Origin of the sequence: Mesorhizobium sp. M2E.F.Ca.ET.209.01.1.1 (assembly GCF_004010375.2) — a bacterium.
Taxonomy (GTDB): Bacteria; Pseudomonadota; Alphaproteobacteria; order Rhizobiales; family Rhizobiaceae; genus Mesorhizobium.
Map to the genome: position 1 here is coordinate 238,727 of NZ_SADP02000003.1, position 20,069 is coordinate 258,795.

A 20,069-nucleotide genomic window follows, 5' to 3' on the forward strand; every position below is an offset into this window, starting at 1 on the left:
ATGGATCCCAGGGTCTCCGCGACGGAGCTTCGCTCCTGCTCCGCCCTGGGATGACGACGCTGCTGATGTCTCCAAACGCAAAAACCGCGCCCCAACGGGAACGCGGCTTTGCCAGATACGCATGGCGTTTCGCTACGAAACACTTGCGAAACTTACGGGCTCCGGTACGCGAGACCTGATCCGGAGCGCCGGGCGGACGCGCTGTCCGCCTCGCAGTCCGTTTTAAAGGCACATCGTTACCGGTGGGTTAGCGAGACCTTAAGCAAATCTAAATTTGCCGGCTTCGCGCTGGCAAATTTTTCAAATAACCTTTGAAAAGCAGTGGCTTACGCCTGGTTGCCGCGCAGGAAATTAATAATGCCGGAAAAATCGACGCCGGCATGCCCTTGCGCGTCGAACAGCGCATAAAGCTGCGTGGCCTCGGCGCCGAGCGGGGTCACGGCGCCCGCGCTTTGCGCGGCTTCCTGCGACAGTTTCAGGTCCTTCAGCATGAGCGCGGCGGCAAAGCCCGGCTTGTAGTCGCGATTGGCCGGCGAGGCCGGCACAGGGCCGGGCACCGGGCAATAGGTGGTGAGTGACCAGCATTGGCCCGACGATGTCGAGGCGACGTCGAACAGCGCCTGGTGCGACAGGCCGAGCTTTTCGGCGAGCACGAAGGCTTCGGCGACGCCGATCATCGAGATGCCGAGGATCATGTTGTTGCAGATCTTGGCCGCCTGGCCGGCGCCGTCGCCGCCGCAATGAACGATGCGCCCGGCCATCGGCTTCAGGATCGGCTCGGCGGTGGCGAAGGCTTCGTCCGAGCCGCCGGCCATGAAGGTCAGGGTTCCGGCCGTGGCGCCGCCGGTGCCGCCGGAGACCGGCGCGTCGATCGAGGGCAGGCCGTGCCTGGCGGCAATCGCATGCGCTTTGCGCGCCGATTCGACATCGATGGTCGAGGAATCGATGAACAGCGCGCCTTTCTTGGCTTTCGGCGCGATGTCTTCGTAAACCGACAGCACATGCTTGCCGGCGGGCAGCATGGTGATCACCACGTCGGCGTCCTTTACCGCCGAGGCAGCGTTCGCCATCACTGTCACGCCGTGCTCTTTCGCCACCTTAAGGTTTTCGGGCACAAGGTCGAAGCCCAGCACCGCATGGTCAGCCTTGACCAGATTGGCGGCCATTGGATTGCCCATATTGCCCAGGCCGATGAAGGCGATGGTGCTCATTGTCTCTCTCCCAAAGTCTGTTCAGCGGCCGATCAGCGCTCGCGCGATGATGACGCGCATGATCTCGTTGGTGCCTTCGAGGATCTGGTGGACGCGGAGATCCCGCACCAGCTTCTCGATGCCGTAATCGTGCAGATAGCCGTAGCCGCCATGCAACTGCAGCGCCTGGTTGGCGATGTCGAAGCCGATATCGGTGACGAAGCGCTTGGCCATAGCCGACCATTTGCCGGCATCCGGCGCCTTGCGGTCGAGTTTCGAGGCGGCGGCGTAGAGGAAGATGCGGGCCGCCTGCAACTCCGTCTCCATGTCGGCCAGCCTGAACTGCAGCGCCTGGAACTGGTTGATCTTGGAGCCGAAGGCCTTGCGCTCGGCCGTATAGGCGAGCGCCTTGTCGAGCGCCGACTGCGCCCCGCCGAGCGAGCAGGCGGCGATGTTGAGGCGGCCGCCGTCGAGCCCGGCCATGGCGATGCCGAAGCCCGCGCCCTCGGCGGCGAGCAGGTTCTCGGCCGGCACCTTGCAGTCCTCGAAGATAACCTGGCGGGTCGACTGCATGTGCCAGCCCATCTTGTGCTCGTTGGCGCCGAAGGACAGGCCCGGCGCATCCTTGGGCACGACGAAGGTCGAAATGCCTTTCGGGCCATCGCCGCCGGTACGCGCCATCACGACATAGAGGTCGCTGTCGCCGGCGCCGGAAATGAACTGCTTGGCGCCGTTCAAGACATAATCGCCGCCGCTCTTCACCGCGCGCGTCTTCAGCGCCGCGGCGTCCGAGCCGGAGCCGGGCTCGGTCAGGCAATAGCTCGCCAGCCACTCCATCGAGGTCAGTTTCGGCAGGAAGCGCTGGCGCTGGTCGTCCGAGCCGAAGCGGTCGATCATCGAGGCCGCCATGTTGTGGATGGAAATGAAGGAGGAAAAGGCCGGGTCGGCGTGGGCGAGCGCCTCGAAGATCAGAACGGCATCGAGCCGCCCAAGCGCCGAGCCGCCGACATCGTCGCGCACATAGATGCCGCCGAGGCCGAGCGCCCCGGTCTCGCGGATCACATCGGCGGGAAAATGCTTTTGCTTGTCCCAGTCAAGCGCGTTGGGCGCGACGCGGTCCGCCGCGAAGGCCTGGGCCATCTCCTGGATGGCGCGCTGTTCCTCGTTGAGTTCGAATTGGCCAGTGCCCGCATCGACTGCCGCGTCCATGGCGTGCTCCCTGTCGTTTCAGGCCTTGTGGCCTGTCGTTTTTGGCTTTGCGCGCCGTTCAATCTAGACCAATGATGCCGCCGCGCAACCCGGGCCGTTGAGAACCGGCTGTGCATGGAATGACTAACGGAGCTCTTGCGTGCCGACAATTTTCGATGATTTGCTGGAGCGCTTCCATGTCTATCTCGCCGGCGTCGACAACGATCTGGCCGCGGACGAAGTCGCGCGGATCAGCTGGGATATGCCTGCCCGTCCTCTCGAACCGCGCGCGCTTGGCTGCCTTGGCTATCTCGATCGCATCGCCGAGCTTGCACCGGCGGACGCGAAGCCGCTGACGCGGTTGGTTGCCGACCATCGGGACGAGCTGCGCTGGGGGCAGACCTACACCGCAGCCGATTTCGGTCAGGGTTTTGTCGACAATTACGGCTGGCTGGAAGTGTTCGGCACGCGCGGGCATTTCGTCAATAACGAGGTCGCGGGCGGCCTGCTGATTCTCGGTCCGAACATCGTCTATTCCGACCACCACCATATCGCCGAGGAGATCTATATCCCGCTGACCGGCGGCACCGCGTGGCGGATGGGCGAGGGGAATTTTCATATTCGCGACGCCGGCGAGGTCATTCACCACGCCTCCAACGTCAATCACGCCATGCGCACCGGCGAGGACCCGCTGATGGCGCTCTATCTCTGGCGCGGTGGGCCGCTGGCGCAGAAGTCGACCATCGGTTCGGGGAGCAGGGGCTGATGGCAAAAGCGATCATGCTGCAGGGCACCGGCTCCGATGTCGGCAAGACCGTTCTGGTGGCCGGGCTTTGCCGCGCCGCGAAGAGCCGCGGGCTGAAGGTCAGGCCCTTCAAGCCGCAGAACATGTCGAACAATGCCGCCGTCGCCGACATTCCCGGCGAGGTCGGCGAAGGCGAGATCGGCCGTGGGCAATGGCTGCAGGCGCTGGCCTGCGGGGTTCGGCCGACCGTGCATATGAACCCGGTGCTGCTCAAGCCGCAGAGCGATATCGGCTCGCAAGTGGTGGTGCAGGGCAAGGTCCATGGCGAGGCGCGGGCGCGCGACTACCAAGCGATGAAGGCGGGATTGATGGAGGCGGTGCTCGATTCCTGGAGCAGGGTCGGAGAGGGCGCCGACCTCGTCATCGTCGAGGGCGCGGGCTCACCCGCTGAGATCAATCTCAGGACCCGCGACATCGCCAATATGGGCTTTGCGACGCGCGCCAATGTGCCCGTGATCCTGGTCGGCGACATCGATCGTGGCGGCGTCATCGCCTCCGTCGCCGGCACGCATCTTATCCTGCCGGAGTACGACCGGCGCATGATCGCCGGCTACCTCATCAACAAGTTCCGTGGCGATGTCTCGTTGTTCGACGACGGCATCAAGGCGATCGAAAAGTTCACCGGCTGGCACTGCTTCGGCGTCGTACCGTGGCTGAAGGCAGCCGGCCGGTTGCCGTCCGAGGATTCCGTGGTGCTCGAACGCCTCGCTTCCGGCCAGAAACGGGCGCTGAAGGTGGCGGTGCCGATGCTGGCGCGCATCGCCAATTTCGATGACCTCGATCCGCTGAAAGCCGAGCCGCAGGTCGAGGTAATGTTCGTGCCGCCGGGCAAGAGGTTGCCGGAGGATGCCGGGCTGGTGGTCATTCCCGGCTCGAAGTCGACGATCGGTGATCTCATCAAATTCCGCGAGAACGGCTGGGATCGCGATCTTCTCGCCCACCGCAAGCGCGGCGGCCATGTCGTTGGCATCTGCGGCGGTTACCAGATGCTCGGCCGCATGGTGCGCGATCCCGATGGCATCGAAGGCAGTGTGAGAGAGGCCAAGGGCCTCGGCCTGCTCGACATCGAGACAGTGATGGAGCCGGAAAAGACCGTGCGCAATTCGAGCGCGCATTCGGTGCAGTTCGGCCTGCCGCTTGAAGGCTACGAGATCCATCTCGGCCGCACCACTGGTCCGGACACGGCGCGGCCGTCGACGATCCTCAACGGCGCCGAGGACGGCGCGGTCTCCGCCGACGGCAAGGTGATCGGCACCTATCTGCACGGGCTGTTTTCCGCCGACGCTTTTCGCGCCGCTTACCTGGGGAGCCTTGGCGTCAAAGGCGGCGGCATCGACTATCGAGCCGAGGTCGAGAAGGCGCTGGATGAGGTCGCTGCCGAGCTGGAGAGGCATCTCGACTGCGACGCGATTTTCGGCTTGGCGCGTTAGGCGGATCGAAGTTCCACTTTCCATTCGCTAACGTCGGCAAAATGCGATGCCGCTGGCCGATGGGCGGCTTTTGCGGGAAGATGGACGCAGCAACGGAGACCACGCAGATCGAATAGAGTTCACCAACCAGAGATATTGGGGGTATGAAATGGCTCAAGGCACACAAGCAAGGCAGCTTAACCCTGATCTCCTCCTCGGCAGTTGGAAGATGACGTCGTGGATGACGAGAGACGTCGCAACTGGGGAGCGGCGAGAGGCGCTGGGCCAGGATCCGCAAGGCATCGTCATCTATACGCCGGAGCGCGTCATATTTTTCATCCTCAGGAACAATCGCACTCGGCCCGAGCGGTTGCCACCATCGGACGAAGAGAAGATCGCGCTGTTCGAATCGATGTTCGCCTACTCGGGCAGCTATACGGTCGAACCGGACCGGGTCGTCCACCATGTCGACATGAGTTGGAATCAGGCATGGAGTGGCACCGAGCAGGTGCGGTTCTGCAGTGTCGACGAACATACGCTGTCTTACACGTCGCCTCCCTCGCAAAACCCATTCGACGGGCGCGAGATCGTCCATGAAGTGACCTATGTACGAGAGAGGCGCCAGGCCGCTTAAGCCTACTTCTCCGCCGCCTTCGGCCAATAGGTGCCGAAGGACCAGACATTGCCTTCGGGGTCGAGGCAGATGAATTCGCGGCTGCCGTAGTCGCGGTCGACCCGTTCCTGGATAATTTTCGCGCCGGCCTTCTTCGCCCGTGCATAGGCGGCGTCGACGTCATCGACGGCGATGTAGATCGACTTGCCGCCGCCACCGCTTGGATCACCGACCATCTTGCCGTAGTCGTCATCGCGCGCGGTGCCCAGCATGATCATCGAGGAGCCGAAGGTCAGCTCGGCGTGGTGGACGATGTCGCCCTCGCCATAGCGGGCGCGCACTTCAAAACCGAAGGCTTCGCCCAGCCAGTCGATCATCTTGGCTGCGTTCCGGTAGCGAAGGGCGGGATAGATGCGGGGTGCTTCGGTTGACGAGGGCATGAGGATCTCCTTGTTCGCGTCGATCGGCCCACTGTCCATCACGGCCGTGTTGGCGTCTTGAAGAAATGTTACCTCGGCTCAAACCTACATCAGCGCCGCGAGACTGGTCGGCGTTTCGCCGGCAAGCTGGCGGAATTCGCGCACCAGATGTGCCTGGTCGGCATAGCCGCAATCGGCGGCGATGCCGGCCCAGTCATCGCCCTGCCGCTTCGACAGGGAAAGCGCGCGGTTGAAGCGCACGATGCGCGACAATGTCTTCGGGCCAATGCCGATCACGTCGGTGAACTTTGCCGCCATATGCTTGCGGCTCCAGCCGATCTCGCCGGCGAGCGCCGCAATGCGGGTGCGACCGCCCGACGCGATGACCGTCCGGTAGGCCCAGGCGATTTCGGGCGACAGCGCATTCGCTTCCGCAAGGCGGCCGGCAATGAAGCCCTCGGCTATGTCGAAGCGCGCGTGCCAATCCGACGCCTCACCAAGCCGTTCGCGCAATGCCATGCCGTCAAAGCCCAGCGCATCGTCGAGCCCGACCATGCGGTCGCGCAGCTTGCTCATCGGCAGGCCGAAGAACCGTCTGGCGCCAAGCGGCGTGAAATTGACCTGGACGCAGCAGGCGCCGCCGAAGGATTCGATCATGACCGGACCGGCATAGAGACCGGCGGCGAAGCTGGCGTGGCGGTCATTGTCGCCAGGCGTGTGGCCGAGCCCGATGGCGAAGGCTTCGGCGAAGCTGATCACCAGCGGCACGGTGAGCGAGGCATATTCGACGATGCGGAAATGGCCGGGCCTTGTCTCGCGATAGCCGCAGAGATCGGTGACGATGCCCGAAAGCGAGGCGGTTGGCTTGCGCCGCACCATCTCGAAATGGAGGGCGGGCGAGTGGTTATCCTGTCGATGGTGCTCTGTCTCGTCGGACATGGCGCGAGCCTATCAGAACATGCTCGCAAGAATCAAAAGCGCCCGGCAGGGCCGGGCGCTCCCGAGTTGCCTGAGATCTGCGAATTTCAAGCGCCGCGCATCAAGCAGCCGGCGGCGAGCACGATATAGGCGATGAGCATGATCCAAACGGACGCAAGCGGAATGAATGCAAGAACGCCAAGCGCGGCGAGAAGACCGATGACGGCGATGACCAACGAAATGATGAACACGATTTGGGTAGGCGCACTGAGATTCATGTCTAGTCCCTCCAACATGATTCGCGCGCGCATATTGTACCAGTGGTGCGGTCACATACCAATTAGCTGGCGCAAGGGATTGGCCGGGTCGGCCAACAGCTTCGCGGCGAGCGCCAGGCAGACGACGACGAGCAGCGGCTTGATCAGCCTGGCGCCGATGCGGATGGCAAGGCTGGCACCAACACGGGCGCCGATGAACTGCGCCACGCCCATCATCAGGCCGATCTTCCAGTCGATGACGCCGACGGCGGCGAAGACGATGAAGCCGCCGATGTTGGAAGCGAAATTGAGCAGCTTGGTGTGCGCCGTCGCCTTGAGCACGCCATAGCCTGCGAGGGTGACGAAGGCGAGCATGTAGAAGGAGCCGGCGCCGGGACCGAAGACACCGTCATAGAACCCGACCAGCGGCGGGATGATCAGTCCGAACAGGAAAGGCGACAGCCGTTCGGCGCGGTCGACGTCGTCCATGTTCGGCTTCAGCGCGAAATAGAGCGCGATGGCGATCAGGAGCAGCGGGAGCAGGGCGCGCAGGAAATCGCCGGGCACGACCGTCGCCAAAAGCGCCCCGACCGCGCCACCGGCAAGCGCGAGCAGCGCCGACGGCAGCTGGCGGCGCAGGTCGACCTGGCCGTTGGCCGCATAATGGATGGTGGCCGAGCCGGAACCGAACATGCCCTGCAATTTGTTGGTGCCGAGGGCTGCCACCGGCGAAAAGCCGGCAAGCAGCAGCGCCGGGATGGTGATCAGCCCGCCGCCGCCAGCGATCGAGTCGACAAAGCCAGCGGCAAAGGCCGCGGCAATCAGGATGAGGGCGGTCTGCAGGGTAAGGTCGATCATCGGGAAGGGATGTTTGGAAGGAAACCGCAGCTTCCACCACGCTTGCCCCGTTTGCGCAAGAGCGATTCCAAGCTAACAATCTCGACTGAATCGGAAAGGGGAGCTTGATGGCGATGGCGCTGCTCGATCAGATACGTTCGATCTTCGATGGTGACCCGGGCGTACGCAAGGTGGCGGACGATCCGGTGCTGTCGGCGGAGCTTTTGATGCTGTTCCGCATGATCCTGGCCGACGGTACGGTTTCGGAGAGCGAGATGGTTGTCTTCCGCCACATCTGCAAGGAAGCCTTCGGCATCCCCGAAACCTCGATCGACAGCGTCATCGAATATCTCAACGACTATGGCTACGAGACCAACGGCTCGCAGGCGATCGCGCTGTTCCGCGATCTCGATGTCGAGCGCCGGAAACTGCTTGCGCGCCACATGGCCGAGATCGCCAAGGCCGACTCCAAGCTGGCGGAGAGCGAGGTGAAGCTCCTGCGCCGCACGCTCGACCTGCTCGATATCAGCCCTGTCGATTTGGTGAAGCCGGAGGAATAGCCGGCCCGGCCGGTTACCGGCTGCTTAGCCCTGTTCCTGCATTTTGCGCGCGATCGCGCGGTGAAGGTCGGGCGCCGCCGCCACCAGGGCCTGCGCCGCGTCGGAGCGCGGATGGTCGAGCACGTCGGCGGTCCGGCCACGCTCGACGATCTTGCCCTCATGCATGACCAGCACCTCGTCCGCCATGGCGCGGGCGACCGTCAGGTCATGGGTGATGAAGAGATAGGCGATGCCGAGCTTCTGATTGAGCTCGGCGAAAAGGTCGAGGATCTGGGCGCGGATCGAGACGTCGAGGGCCGAGACCGGCTCGTCGGCCACCACCAGCTTCGGGCGCGTGATGATGGCGCGGGCGACCGACAGGCGTTGGCGCTGGCCGCCCGAGAATTCATGCGGGTATTTGTCCATGTCGCGCGGACCGAGCCCGACTTCATCGAGCGCATGCGCGACCATCTCGCGGCGCTCGGCCTGCGTCGGCTGTTTTTCCAGAAGATGCAGCGGCTCGGCCACCAGCTTCTCCACCTTCTGGCGCGGGTCGAAGGAGCCGTAGGGATCCTGGAACACGACCTGCATGTCGCGCCGGGCCGGCTTCAGCGCCTGTTCCGGCTTACCGGTGATGGCCTCGCCGCGAAAGCGGATCGTGCCCGCCGTCGGCTTGTCCAGTGCCAGGATCATGCGGGCGAGCGTGGACTTGCCGCAACCCGAGCGGCCGACGAGTGCCACCGATTGCGCCGGCTCGATGGTGAGCGAGACATCGTCGACGGCGCGGATCGGCTCTGCCGGCCGGAACAGGGATTTGCGCCGTCCCGGATAGTCCCGGCTGACGCCTTCGACGTCGAGCAAGGGCTTTGCCGATCCGGCAAGGTGCTGTTTCGGCCGCGCCGGCACATGCATGGAGGCCAGCGCCAACTCGCGCGTGTAGGGATGCTGCTGCTCGGACAGCGTGCGCGCCGTGTCACCGGCCTCCGTCACCTCGCCATGGCGCAGGATCGTCAGGCGATCGGCCATCTCGGTGACGACCGCGAGATCGTGCGAGATGAGCAGCAATCCCATGCGATTCTCGCGGACCAGATCGCGCAGCAGGTCGAGGATCTGTGCCTGCAGCACCACGTCGAGCGCCGTCGTCGGCTCGTCAGCAATGAGGAGTTTCGGCTTCAGCGCGCAAGCAATTGCGATGACGACGCGTTGGCGCTGGCCGCCGGATAATTCGTGCGGATAGCGCGACAGCGGGAATTTGGCTTCCGGCAGCCCGACGCGGTCGAGGATTTTTCGCGCGCGGTCCTCGGCTTCGGCACGGCCTGCCTTGGTGTGCCAGCGAATGCCTTCGGCCACCTGCTCGCCGATCGTCTTGACCGGGTTCAGTGCCGTCATCGGCTCCTGGAAAACCATGCCGATATCGTCGCCGCGCAAGGCGCACATCTGGTCTTCGGTGGCGCCGAGGATGTCGATGCCGTCGAAAGCGACGCGGCCTTCGGCGCGCGCCAGATGGGGGAGGAGCTGCATGATTGTCAGCGCCGTCATCGACTTGCCGGAGCCGGATTCGCCGACAAGGCCGACGACCTCGCCCGGCGAGACCGTCAGCTCGACGCCTTTCAGGATCGGTGTGGCGCCGATCGTCAGCGACAGGTTCTCGATTTCGAGCAGGCTCATCGGCGCCGCCGCGATTTCGGATCGAGGATATCGGCGATCCCGTCGCCGAGCAGGTTCAGCCCAAGCACGGTGATGACGATCGCCATGCCGGGAAAGATCGCCATCCAGGGCGCGGTCACCATGCGCGTCTGCGCGTCGAACAGCATGCGGCCCCAGCTCGGCATCGGCGGCTGCGCGCCCAGGCCGACATAGGAAAGCCCGGCTTCGGCGAGGATGCCGAGCGCAAACTGGATCGTGCCCTGGACCAAGAGCAGCGTCGCGATGTTGGGCAGGATGTGCTCGATGCTGATCCGCGCCAGGCCCTTGCCGGCGGCGCGTGCGGCGAGGATGAATTCGCGCGGCCAGATCGCCAGCGCGCCGGCGCGGGCGACGCGGGCGAAAACCGGGATGTTGAAGATGCCGATGGCGATGATGGCGTTGACGGCGCCGGGGCCGAAGATCGCGGTGATCATGATTGCCGAGAGCAATGCCGGGAAGGCGAAGACGAGGTCGTTGAGGCGCATCAGCGCCTCGTCGGGCAGACCGCCGCGGGCGGCGGCGAAGGCGCCGAGCGGCACGCCGATGCCCATGCCGATGCCGACGGCGACCAGCGCGACTGCGATCGAATTGCGGGCGCCGACCATGATCATCGACAGGATGTCGCGGCCGAAATGGTCGGAGCCGAACCAGTGCGCCCAGGAGGGCGCCTGCGTCTTGTCGGCGATCACCAGCCTGGTGACGTCGTAAGGCGTCCAGACGAAGGAGATGAGCGCGACGGCTACGATCAGCAGCGTGATGACGAGCCCGATCAGGAAGGAGCGGTTGCCGAAGGCCTTGGCGAGCACGCCGGCAAGCGTTTCCTCGGGCAAGTCGATACGCATGGTCATTGCCGGCCTCTAAGACGCGGGTCGACGATGGCGTAGGAGAAATCGACGAGGAGGTTGATCAGGATCACGGCGGCGACCAGAAGCATGACGATGCTTTCGACCACGATCAGGTCGCGCTGGGTGATGGCCTGGAAGATCAGCCGGCCGAGGCCAGGCAGGTAGAAGACATTCTCGATGATGATGGTGCCGGCAAGCAGGAAGGCGAATTGCAGGCCGAGGATGGTGAGCACCGGGATCATGGCGTTGCGCAGCGCGTGGCGCCACAGCACGGCGCGGTAGGGCAGGCCCTTGGCGCGCGCGGTGCGGATATAGTCCTCGTTAAGCACCTCGATCAGCGCCGAACGCGCGACGCGCCCGAGGATCGCCGCCTGCGGCAGTGCTAGCGCGATGGCGGGCAAGATCAGGGACTTCAGCGCAAGCCAGATACCGGCGCCCCAACCCGGAAAGCCGCCGGCCGGTACCAGCCGCAGCCAGACGGCGAAGAGGTAGATCAGCATCAGCGCGAACCAGAAATTCGGGACCGCGACGCCGAGCTGGGCGGCGCCCATAGCAAGCGTGTCGCCGGCGCGACCCTGGCGGCTGGCCGAGAACACGCCGACCGGAATGGCGATGATGGTCGAGAGCGCCAGCGCGATCAGCGCCAGCGGCAGGGAAACGGCAATGCGCTCGCGCACCAGCTCGATGACGGGCACCGAATAGGTGTAGGAGCGGCCGAAATCGAGGCTGAGCAGCCCTGCCACCCAGTGCAGGTAGCGCAGCAGCAGCGGCGCGTTCAGCCCCATCTGGTTGCGCAGCACCTCGACCTGGTCGGCGCTGGCGTTGAGGCCCAGCATCAGGCGTGCCGGGTCACCGGGGAGGATCTCCATGACCGCGAACACCACCATCGAGGCCAGCACCAGGGTGAGGGCCGCTATGATGAGGCGTTTCAGGAGGTAGGCGGTCATTGCGGAATGGCTTGGTTGCCGGGTGTAGAGACTGGGCAAGGATGGCGTTCTGGCGCCCCCCTCTCTGGCCTGCCGGCCATCTCCCCCTCAAGGGGGGAGATCAGCAGTTTCTGCGCCGGTGGCACCAACGCGGCACAGGTAATTGGCGAAAGCAGAGAAGAGAGCGCAATCTCCCCCCTCGAGGGGGAGATGCCCGGCAGGGCAGAGAGGGGGGCGACGGAGCGCAACGTTTGCCCTTGGCCGACAGACCTCACTCGCTCCACTTCACCTTGGTCAGATCATCCGCCTCGATCGGCCAGTTCGTCCACATGCCCTGCAGCTTGGCGTCCCAAACGCCAATCTTGGGCAGCTCGAACAGGTAGACGGCGGGCACGTCGTGCGCGAGAATCTTCTGCGCCTCGCCCAGCAGTTCCAGTCTCTTGTCCTTGTCGACCGTGGTGCCGAGCGCCTTGATGAGATCGTTGAACTTCGGATTGTCATACTGGAAATAGTAGCCGGGCCGCGAATAGATATCGATGTCGTTTGGCTCGACATGGGAAACGATCGTCATGTCGTAGTCCTTGTTGGTGAAGACCTGGCTCAGCCACTCCGCCCATTCGACCGGAATGATCTGCAGATCGACCCCGATCTCCTTCAGTTGGGACTGAATCACCTGGCCACCGTCGCGTGCGTAGGGTACGGGCGGCAGCTTGATCGTGGCCGAGAAGCCGTTCTCCAGCCCCGCTTCCTTCAGATACGCCTTGGCCTTGGCGATGTCGTGCGGATAGACGCCGGTGAGATCGATATAGCCCGCGTCGCCTGGCGAGAAATGAGAGCCGATCGGCTTTCCAAGACCGTTCGAGGCGGCTGCGATGATGGCGCTACGATCGATCGCGGAGGCGAGCGCCTGCCGCACCGCCAGCTTGTCGAAGGGCGGCTTCTTGTTGTTGATGGACAGGATCGTCTCGCCCTCGGTCGCGCCGATCACGACGCTGAAGCGCGGATCGGACTGGAGCTGCGCGAGCGCGTCTTGTGCTGGCATGTTGGCGAAGGCCTGGATGTCGCCCGAGAGCAAGGCGGGAACAGCCGCGGCGGCGTCGGGAACGATGCGGAATGTCGCCTTGTCGAGCGCGGCGGGCGTACCCCAGTAGTCCGGGTTCTTGACCAGCGTGATCTCGGAAGCCTTGGCCCAGTGATCAAGCTTGAACGGACCGGTGCCGATCGGCTTGTCCTTGTTGCCGTCGGCCGATCCCTTCCCCACGATCACCGCCGCAACCTGGCCCATGTCGTAGAGGAAATTGCCCTGCGGGCCGTCGAGGGTGACCTTGGCCGTCGCCGGATCGACCGCCGTGACATCGGTGATGTGCGCAAACAGCGGCTTTTGCGGATTGAGCGAATCCTTGGCGCGCGCCCGGTCCAGCGAGAATTTCACGTCGTCGGCGCTGAAGGCCGAGCCATCGTGGAACTTCACGCCGGAATGCAGCTTGAACGTGTAGACCTTGCCGTCGTCGGAGACGGTCCAGCTCTCGGCGAGCCCGGGCTGAACCTGGCCGTTATCGTCGATGCGAGTCAGCCCTTCAAAGACATTGGCATAGGTGATTTCGCCGATGGCCGCGGCCGCGCCGGCGGTCGGATCGAGATGCGGCGGCTCGAGCACGATGCCGAGCGTGAGGTCGGTGCGCGCGGCAAAGGCCGACGTGGCGGCGGCAAGCGACAGCATAGCCGCGGCCAGGGTGGTCTTCCACAGTTTCATCGCTGAACTCCCATTGCTTGCTCAAGCCGGCGGATAGAAGCGTGATTTGGCGTGCGAGTAAATTGCGTTTCGTGCTGCCGGGCGGCGCCGGACGGAATGTTTTTACCTGTCATCCGGTCGTGCCGCGCAAGAGCACATTGAGGCCGATCGCCATCACCTTGGCCGATTCCACCATGTCGGCGATGGCGACCCATTCGTCCGGCCGGTGCGCAAGGTCGAGAATGCCCGGGCCATAGGCGATGCAGTCATAGAGGTGGCCGATGCGCGCGACATGCTTCTGGTCGTAGGTGCCGGGCGAGATCACGTAGTCCGGCTCGCGGTCGAACACCTCCATGATGCCTTTCGCGACGGCCTTCACCACCGGCGCGTCGCGCTCGGTCATCAGCGGCAGCACCTCCATCAGGTCGCGGATCTCGTAATCGAATTTCTTGCGCTCGCGCTTCAGCCGCTCGAGGATGCCGGTGACCTCGCCTTTCACGGTAGCGATATCCTCTTCGAGCAGAAAGCGCCGGTCGATGGTGAGCCGGCACCAATCCGGCACATTGGGCGAGGGAAGTCCGGGCCGGAAATCCTCGGTCTGGCCGCCATGGATGGAATTGATGTTCATGGTCGAGCGCCGGGCGCCCTGCGGCACCACCGGCATGCGCGTCATCTTTCGGTCGAGCGCCGGGAACAGTTCCTCCTCGAAAGCCTGCAGCACGGCGCCCATATGGCGCACCGCATTGTCGCCGAGGAACGGCATCGAGCCATGCGCGATCTCGCCCTTGGTCTCGATCTCGGCCCACCAGACGCCGCGATGGCCAAGGCAGATGCGATCCTTGTTCAGCGGCTCCGGGATGATGACGTGGTCGACCTTCGGCTTTGAGAAATAGCCGAGCCGCGCCAGATGGGCGACGCCGCCGAAACCGCCTGATTCCTCATCCGCCGTGCCCGAGATTTCGATGGCGCCGGGGAAATCCGGATAGGCTTTCATGAAGGCCTCGACGGCGATGACGGAGGCCGCTAGGCCGCCCTTCATGTCGCAGGCGCCTCGGCCATAGACCTTGCCGTCCTTCACCACGCCGGCAAAGGGATCGACGGTCCAGCCGTCGCCGGCCTCGACCACGTCGATATGCGAGTTGAAATGCACGCAGGGGCCGGGCGAGCGGCCGTCGAAGCGCGCGACCACGTTGACTCGCGGATAGCGGTCGCTGTCGCCTGGCGCGCCTTCGGCACGGATGAATTCGGTTTCGAAGCCGAGTTTCTTCAGACGCGCGCCAAGGAACTCTGCGCAAGGCCGATAGGCCTCGCCTGGCGGATTGACCGTCGGGAAGCGGATCAGGTCCGCCGTCAGCGCAACGAGTTCGTCTACCCGGTCGTCGACTGCCCCGAGAAGTCGCTCATTCATGCGAAGTCGTTCATTCATCCGGCGGATTGAAGAAGGAACGCAGCGCTTTTGCAAGCAACCAGTTGCTCATTGCCACATGACGATCCGGGCATGGCCCAATGCCCGTGTTTAAACTCAAGAGGGTGCGTGTCGCAGCGGCAACTATGCCGGGAAAATCGTTCAAATTCACCGCATTGGATTGGCGGAATCGTCAAGGAGTGTGTGGTACTTAACGCATCTGCCGGCAAAAAGATGGAAAAACCGCGTCAATGGCAGGGGGCAATCAAAGGGGTTTGATCGCATGAAAAACTTCGTTCTCATGGCAACCGTGCTGGCGACCGCGTTGTTCGGCATGTCTATCGCAAGTCGGGCGGCCACGCTGGTCGCCAATATCGACGTGTCGTCGCAGACCATGACCGTCAGCAAATATGGCCAGGTGCTCTACCGCTGGAGCGTGTCGACGGCGCGTCCTGGATATTTCACGCCGCGCGGCAGCTACCGGCCGCAATGGACCGCCCGGATGTGGTATTCGCGCAAGTATGACAACTCGCCGATGCCTTATTCGGTGTTCTTCCACGGAGGCTTCGCCATTCACGGCACCGGGGCGGTCAGAAATCTCGGACGCCCGGCGTCGCATGGCTGCGTGCGCCTGCATCCGGCCAATGCCGCGACCTTCTATTCGATGGTCAAGGAAGTCGGCTTCGGCAACACGCGGATCGTCGTCACCAACTGAACCGGATGACAACGCATCTCTGACAGTCGCGGGCAGCATTTCTGCCTGCTCGTTAGCGCGGCGTTGCAGCGATGCCTCACATGCTCCGAAAAACAACGGCTTATGCATTCAGTAGCATTGCCGAAGCTGGTTTGCATGAGGCCACGGTGGTAAGTACGACGTGTTAGTTCTGCTGCTGGGGGGCTGTAATGTATCGATTTCTTTTGGGCACCGCGATCGCGGCCACTGCAACGGCTGCTTTCGCTGCAGACGCGCCGGTTGTTCTCGATCAGGAACTCGCCCAGCCGCACATTTCCGGCTACGGCGAACTCTATGTGGGCGGTCTCTATATATCGGTCCCTGGTGACCACGCCACAGGCACCGCGGCAGGAGGCGCGGCTAGGGTCAACTTCCCGATCGACGCCCGCTGGAACATTCAGACGGACGCGGTGGTGGACTCGATCTGGGTCCAGGGCGTGAATATCTACAGCTACGGAGGCGCGGTCCACGGCTACTGGCGCGACCCAAGCTCTTATGCGCTCGGCGGGTTTGCCACAATCACCGGATACGGCGGCGACGAAGGCATCAGTGACGCGAACCTCTATAGCTTCACCTTCGGCCCTGAAGCCCAAGCCTATTTCGGCAATGTGACCGTCTATGGCCAGGTTTATTATGGTCAGTTGCGAGCCAGCGGCGAGTCCGAACATTTCGACAATTGGGGCGGTCGCGGCGTGGTGCGCTTCTTCGCCCAAGACAACCTTCGGTTCGATGGCGAACTCGGCTTTTCGCGACTTTCGGCCGATGGCGGACACCTCGATACTGTCACGGCTGCCCTACAGGCCACCTACCGGTTTTCCGGTACGCCTTGGTCGGTGTTCGGACGCTACCAACTGGATCATCTGACGGCAACCGGATCTTCGGATAGCGTGAACGTGCACAAGTATGTCGTCGGCCTCAGGGCAAGCTTTGGCGCAGATACCTTGCTTTCCGAGGACCGCAACGGCGCTACCATGGATACTTATCGGCCGAACTTCACATTGCCGCTCTTCTGAAATTGCCGCGCAGGCCTGACAGTTAGCCAATATCGAGGCCGCGAGGATCAATCTTCGGGGCTTTTCTTTTTTGGGCGGCAAGCGCCGGGTATTGTCCAGGCGTGCTCCGGCAGGTCACGATTACTGAGCATCCAGGTTGGCTTGTTTCGCCTGTCTGCGCTTGCGGCGGCGGCCGCTGATTTCCCAACGCTTGTGGAACCACATCCACTGTCCTGGATCCTCGCGCACCCAGCGCTCGACCACATCGGTGAGCAGTTGGGTGGTGGCATCGACGTCGACGCTGCCGTCTGCGGTGCGCGGCAAGTCCAGCTTGTCCTCGATCTCCAGACGAAAGCGGTTGCCCGGCAGCCTGACGCAGCGGGCGGGGTAGACATCGCAGTCGTAGTGGCGGGCCAGCATGCCAAGCATCGGGTTGGTCTGGCACGGGCGGCCGAAGAAATCCGTCTCCACGCCGCCCGAGAATTTCTGATCGACCAGCACGCCGATGTTGCCGCCTTTCTCGAGAATGGCGGCGAGGGCGAAGGAGGCGCCGGCGGCGGAGGGCAGCAGCGCGCCCATCGAGGAGCGGCGCGTCGAATGGATGTAGTCGGCGAGGTAGGGGTTGTTCGGCGGGCGAAACAGCGCCGTGATGTTCATGCCGAACGTGGCCGCGGCCACCGGCAGCAGCTCGAAATTGCCGAGATGGCCCGTAAAGAGGATGTGAGACTTCTTCTCGCCGGCGATCTCGACGAAATGTTCGACGCCGCGAACCTCGACCCGGCCGGGCTTCGAAGCGTCCGGGTCGAAGTCGAACAATGCGTCAAGGAAGATGTACTCGGCCGCGAGGCGGGCCATGTTGCCCCACATGTCGCGTGCGATGGCCTCGATTTCGGCGTCGCTCTTCTGCGGATAGGCCAGGCGCAGATTGTTGACCGCGACGCGGTGGCGCCCGACCAGCGGGCCCACCCGGCGGGCGGCGCGGTCGGCGAAATTGAGCGCGCTGTCCGGCGGCAACAGGCGCAGCAGCCAGAGCAACACCATGGCGAGCCTGGCGACCAGCCAATGCTCCATCTGGCGCAGCCGCCTGCCGTAGCGGAACATGAAGTCCCGGCGGGCTTTCCTGAGCGCGTTGCCGACCATCCACCTTCCCTGTTTAGGAAACGCGCAGGATGATCTTGCCGAAGACGTCGCGGCCTTCCATGCGCTTCAGCGCCGCATCGATGCCGTCGAAACCCACCTCGGTATCGATGACGGGGGCGACAAGACCGGCGGCCATCTTCTGCATGGCGTTGGCCATGTTCTCCATGCGGCAGCCGAAGGAACCGAGCAGCTTCAGCTGCTGCTGGAAAAGCTGCATCAAATTGACCTGCGTCGACACGCCCGAGGTCGAACCGCAGGTGACGAGGCGCCCGCCGCGCTTCAGGGACAGCATCGAGCCGGCGAAGGTGTCGGCGCCGACATGCTCGAAGACGACGTCGACGCCTTTCTTCTTCGTCAGCTTGCGCACGACGCCTTCGAAACGGTCCTCACGGTAGTTGATGACATGGTCGGCGCCGAGCGCCTTCGCCTTGTCAATCTTGTCGTTCGAGCCGACCGTAGTGATGACTGTGCAGCCCATCTTCTTGGCCAACTGGATGGCGGCGGTGCCGATGCCGGAGCCGCCGGCATGGACGAGAATGGTCTCGCCAGGTTCCAGCTTGGCGTTGTCGAACAGCATGTGCTCGACCGTGCCGAAAGTCACGGGCGCGACCGCCGCGCCGATCTCGGTGACGCCGGGAGGAGCGGGTACCAGCAGGCGCGCCGGCAGGTTAATCTTTTCCTGGGCGAAGCCATCAAGATGGAAGCCGTGCACGCCGGAAACGTGCTCGCAGAGATTGTCGCGGCCTTCGCGACAGGCACGGCACAGCCCACAGGTGCGCGCGCCGTAGATCGAGACCAACTGTCCGGGCTGGAGGTTGGAGACGCCAGGGCCGACCGCTTCGACCTCGCCGGCGGCTTCGGCGCCGACGACCAGCGGCAGCTTGCGCTTGGCAAAGGCCATGCCGCGCCAACCCCAGACGTCGATGTGGTTGAGCGCCACCGCCTTGATGCGCAGCGTCACTTCGCCGAGCGAAGGCGGCGGGGGAGGCGGCAGGTCCACCGTTTCAAGACGGCGGTCCTCGATAAGTTGCAATGCGCGCATAGGGCCTGTCAGTTCGGTTCTAAAGCGCAATGCGCTTTAGGTTCTTTGTTATGCATGTCGTTGTCGCAAAACCGATTTCACTTTTGCGCGACATGCATTGGCGGAAAAACGTCCGCTTAGACCGGTTCCCGCGCCATGACAAGGCAGGTGTTCTGGCCGCCGAAGCCAAAGGAGTTCGACAAAACCGTGCCGACCTCGGCGTTGCGCTTCTGGTTCGGGACGACGTCGAGGACAATAGCCGGATCCGGATTGTCGTAATTGATGGTCGGCGGGATGACGCTTTCGCGCATGGTCATCAGCGAGAAGGCGGCCTCCACTGCGCCAGCGGCCGACAGCGTGTGGCCGATCATGGACTTGTTGGACGAGACCGGCATCGAGCCGATACGCTCGCCGAACACGGTGGACAGCGACAGATGCTCCATCTTGTCGTTTTCCGGGGTCGAGGTGCCGTGCGCGTTGACATACTCGATCTCGTCCTCGCTCATGCCCGCATCGGCAAGGGCGGCGCGCACCGCCGCGATCGCCGGTGACGCATCTGGCTTGGAGCGGGTGCGGTGGAAATCGTCGGCCTTTTCGCCGCAGCCGCGCATGATACCGAGGATCGTCGCGCCGCGGGCCAGCGCGGCTTCCAGCGATTCCAGCACCAGCGCGCCCGACCCCTCGGCGAGCACGAAGCCATCGCGATCCTTGGAGAAGGGTTTCGACGCCTTTTCCGGGATGTCGTTGTGGGTGGAAAGGGCAGAGAGCAGCGAGAAGCGGATCAGGGCCTCGGCGGTCGCCGAGCCGTCGGCGCCGATCGACAGCGCCTTGTCGCATTCGCCGCGCCGGATCGCCTCGACGCCAAGCTGGATGGCGGTGGCGCCGGAGGCGCATGCGGTAGAGAGCGTGATCGGCAGGCCCCGCGTGCCGAAGCGGTCGGCCAGGCGGTCGGCGATCGAGCCGAACTGGGTGGTTTCGAAGATGTCGAGCTCCTTCAACGCGCGGGCGACGCGCAGCAATCTCTCGGAACCGCCATCCTTCTTGTCGGAATTGTAGAGCGAGAAACGGTCGGCCCAGTCGAGCTCGACCGGCGGCGAGGCAAGGAACAGCGGGCCGCCGAAATCGCCGGAATCGAGGCCTGCTTCCGATACGGCTTCCTGGGCAACGGTCTCGGCCAGTTCGTAAGTGAGGTGGCTTGCGCCCTTCGAGCTCGACGGCAGGAAGTCGACCATGCCGGAAATGCGGGTGTTGAGCTGATCGACCGGAAAGCGGGTGATCGGATGGATGCCGGATTTGCCCGAGGTCAGCGCCGCCCAGTTGTCTTTCTTGCCGACGCCGAGCGAGGTCACCACGCCGATGCCGGTCACGGCGACGATCGGCCTGCCCATGTGGTCGCGGAGATTGGCCATGATTC

The 20,069-nt window shown here is 63.9% G+C and carries 20 protein-coding genes; 6 read left to right on the top strand and 14 right to left on the bottom strand.

The features are described 5' to 3' along the window. Positions 1-326 precede the first annotated feature (326 nt). Both mmsB and EN852_RS07325 read right to left on the bottom strand, forming a co-directional pair. Positions 327-1,211 (bottom strand): 3-hydroxyisobutyrate dehydrogenase, encoded by an 885-nt coding sequence (gene mmsB / locus EN852_RS07320; protein ID WP_127874215.1) that lies wholly within the window; start codon positions 1,209-1,211, stop codon positions 327-329. 21 nt (positions 1,212-1,232) lie between these two features. Then, positions 1,233-2,399 (bottom strand): isobutyryl-CoA dehydrogenase, encoded by a 1,167-nt coding sequence (locus tag EN852_RS07325; RefSeq protein WP_127874214.1) that lies wholly within the window; start codon positions 2,397-2,399, stop codon positions 1,233-1,235. A 139-nt stretch (positions 2,400-2,538) separates the two neighbouring features. Between EN852_RS07325 and EN852_RS07330 the strand changes: the two genes are divergently transcribed. Genes EN852_RS07330 through EN852_RS07340 form a run of 3 tightly spaced genes read left to right on the top strand, consistent with a single transcriptional unit; the run spans position 2,539 to position 5,226 of the window. Then, positions 2,539-3,144 (top strand): dimethylsulfonioproprionate lyase family protein, encoded by a 606-nt coding sequence (locus tag EN852_RS07330; protein WP_127874213.1) that lies wholly within the window; start codon positions 2,539-2,541, stop codon positions 3,142-3,144. Next, positions 3,144-4,613, top strand: a complete 1,470-nt coding sequence (locus EN852_RS07335) for a cobyric acid synthase (protein WP_127874212.1) — start codon at positions 3,144-3,146, stop codon at positions 4,611-4,613. The genes EN852_RS07330 and EN852_RS07335 overlap by 1 nt, the downstream gene beginning before the upstream one ends. Positions 4,614-4,659: 46 nt before the next feature. Next, positions 4,660-5,226 (top strand): lipocalin-like domain-containing protein, encoded by a 567-nt coding sequence (locus EN852_RS07340; protein WP_127874211.1) that lies wholly within the window; start codon positions 4,660-4,662, stop codon positions 5,224-5,226. 2 nt (positions 5,227-5,228) lie between these two features. Here EN852_RS07340 and EN852_RS07345 read toward each other — a convergent pair whose 3' ends face one another. The 4 genes from EN852_RS07345 to EN852_RS07360 all read right to left on the bottom strand — a co-directional run bounded on the left by EN852_RS07345 (position 5,229) and on the right by EN852_RS07360 (position 7,657). Continuing rightward, positions 5,229-5,645: a VOC family protein gene (locus EN852_RS07345; RefSeq protein WP_127874210.1), complete on the bottom strand. Its 417-nt coding sequence runs from the start codon at positions 5,643-5,645 to the stop codon at positions 5,229-5,231. An 84-nt stretch (positions 5,646-5,729) separates the two neighbouring features. Then, positions 5,730-6,563, bottom strand: coding sequence for an AraC family transcriptional regulator (locus EN852_RS07350; protein ID WP_127874209.1), 834 nt, complete (start codon positions 6,561-6,563; stop codon positions 5,730-5,732). A gap of 86 nt (positions 6,564-6,649) precedes the next feature. Then, the gene (locus EN852_RS07355; protein ID WP_108702979.1) at positions 6,650-6,820 is read right to left on the bottom strand and encodes a hypothetical protein; all 171 of its coding nucleotides are present in this window, start codon (positions 6,818-6,820) and stop codon (positions 6,650-6,652) included. Positions 6,821-6,871: 51 nt separating this feature from the next. Further along, positions 6,872-7,657, bottom strand: a complete 786-nt coding sequence (locus tag EN852_RS07360; RefSeq protein WP_127874208.1) for a TSUP family transporter — start codon at positions 7,655-7,657, stop codon at positions 6,872-6,874. A gap of 107 nt (positions 7,658-7,764) precedes the next feature. Here EN852_RS07360 and EN852_RS07365 point away from each other — a divergent pair, with 107 nt between their 5' ends. Next, positions 7,765-8,196, top strand: a complete 432-nt coding sequence (locus tag EN852_RS07365; protein ID WP_127874207.1) for a TerB family tellurite resistance protein — start codon at positions 7,765-7,767, stop codon at positions 8,194-8,196. 24 nt (positions 8,197-8,220) lie between these two features. On the opposite strand, the gene EN852_RS07370 is transcribed toward EN852_RS07365, so the two are convergent. The 5 genes from EN852_RS07370 to EN852_RS07395 form a co-directional block, all read right to left on the bottom strand. Beyond that, the gene (locus tag EN852_RS07370; RefSeq protein WP_127874206.1) at positions 8,221-9,843 is read right to left on the bottom strand and encodes a dipeptide ABC transporter ATP-binding protein; all 1,623 of its coding nucleotides are present in this window, start codon (positions 9,841-9,843) and stop codon (positions 8,221-8,223) included. Next, complete coding sequence (locus EN852_RS07375; RefSeq protein WP_127874205.1) at positions 9,840-10,709, bottom strand: ABC transporter permease; 870 nt, start codon at positions 10,707-10,709, stop codon at positions 9,840-9,842. The genes EN852_RS07370 and EN852_RS07375 overlap by 4 nt, the downstream gene beginning before the upstream one ends. Then, a complete protein-coding gene (locus EN852_RS07380; protein ID WP_127874204.1) occupies positions 10,706-11,653 on the bottom strand; it encodes an ABC transporter permease in 948 nt (315 codons plus the stop codon). Before EN852_RS07380 ends, EN852_RS07375 begins: the two co-directional genes overlap by 4 nt. Positions 11,654-11,903: 250 nt before the next feature. After that, positions 11,904-13,385: an ABC transporter substrate-binding protein gene (locus tag EN852_RS07390; protein ID WP_127874202.1), complete on the bottom strand. Its 1,482-nt coding sequence runs from the start codon at positions 13,383-13,385 to the stop codon at positions 11,904-11,906. 109 nt (positions 13,386-13,494) lie between these two features. After that, positions 13,495-14,772 carry an acetylornithine deacetylase/succinyl-diaminopimelate desuccinylase family protein gene (locus EN852_RS07395; RefSeq protein ID WP_127874201.1) on the bottom strand — a complete coding sequence of 426 codons (1,278 nt, stop codon included), beginning with the start codon at positions 14,770-14,772 and terminating at the stop codon, positions 13,495-13,497. A gap of 280 nt (positions 14,773-15,052) precedes the next feature. On the opposite strand from EN852_RS07395, the gene EN852_RS07400 reads away from it, so the two are divergent. Continuing rightward, entirely contained in the window at positions 15,053-15,484 is a 432-nt protein-coding gene (locus tag EN852_RS07400) for a L,D-transpeptidase (protein ID WP_127874200.1), read from the top strand. A gap of 188 nt (positions 15,485-15,672) precedes the next feature. Next, on the top strand, positions 15,673-16,515 hold the full coding sequence (locus EN852_RS07405; RefSeq protein WP_127874199.1) for a hypothetical protein: 843 nt from the start codon (positions 15,673-15,675) through the stop codon (positions 16,513-16,515). 120 nt (positions 16,516-16,635) lie between these two features. On the opposite strand, the gene EN852_RS07410 is transcribed toward EN852_RS07405, so the two are convergent. The 3 genes from EN852_RS07410 to EN852_RS07420 form a co-directional block, all read right to left on the bottom strand. Beyond that, positions 16,636-17,634, bottom strand: a complete 999-nt coding sequence (locus EN852_RS07410; RefSeq protein WP_127874198.1) for a lipid A biosynthesis lauroyl acyltransferase — start codon at positions 17,632-17,634, stop codon at positions 16,636-16,638. A gap of 13 nt (positions 17,635-17,647) precedes the next feature. Continuing rightward, the gene (locus tag EN852_RS07415) at positions 17,648-18,676 is read right to left on the bottom strand and encodes a zinc-binding dehydrogenase (RefSeq protein ID WP_127874197.1); all 1,029 of its coding nucleotides are present in this window, start codon (positions 18,674-18,676) and stop codon (positions 17,648-17,650) included. A gap of 116 nt (positions 18,677-18,792) precedes the next feature. Next, on the bottom strand, positions 18,793-20,064 hold the full coding sequence (locus tag EN852_RS07420) for a beta-ketoacyl-ACP synthase (RefSeq protein WP_127874196.1): 1,272 nt from the start codon (positions 20,062-20,064) through the stop codon (positions 18,793-18,795). Positions 20,065-20,069: the final 5 nt, after the last annotated feature.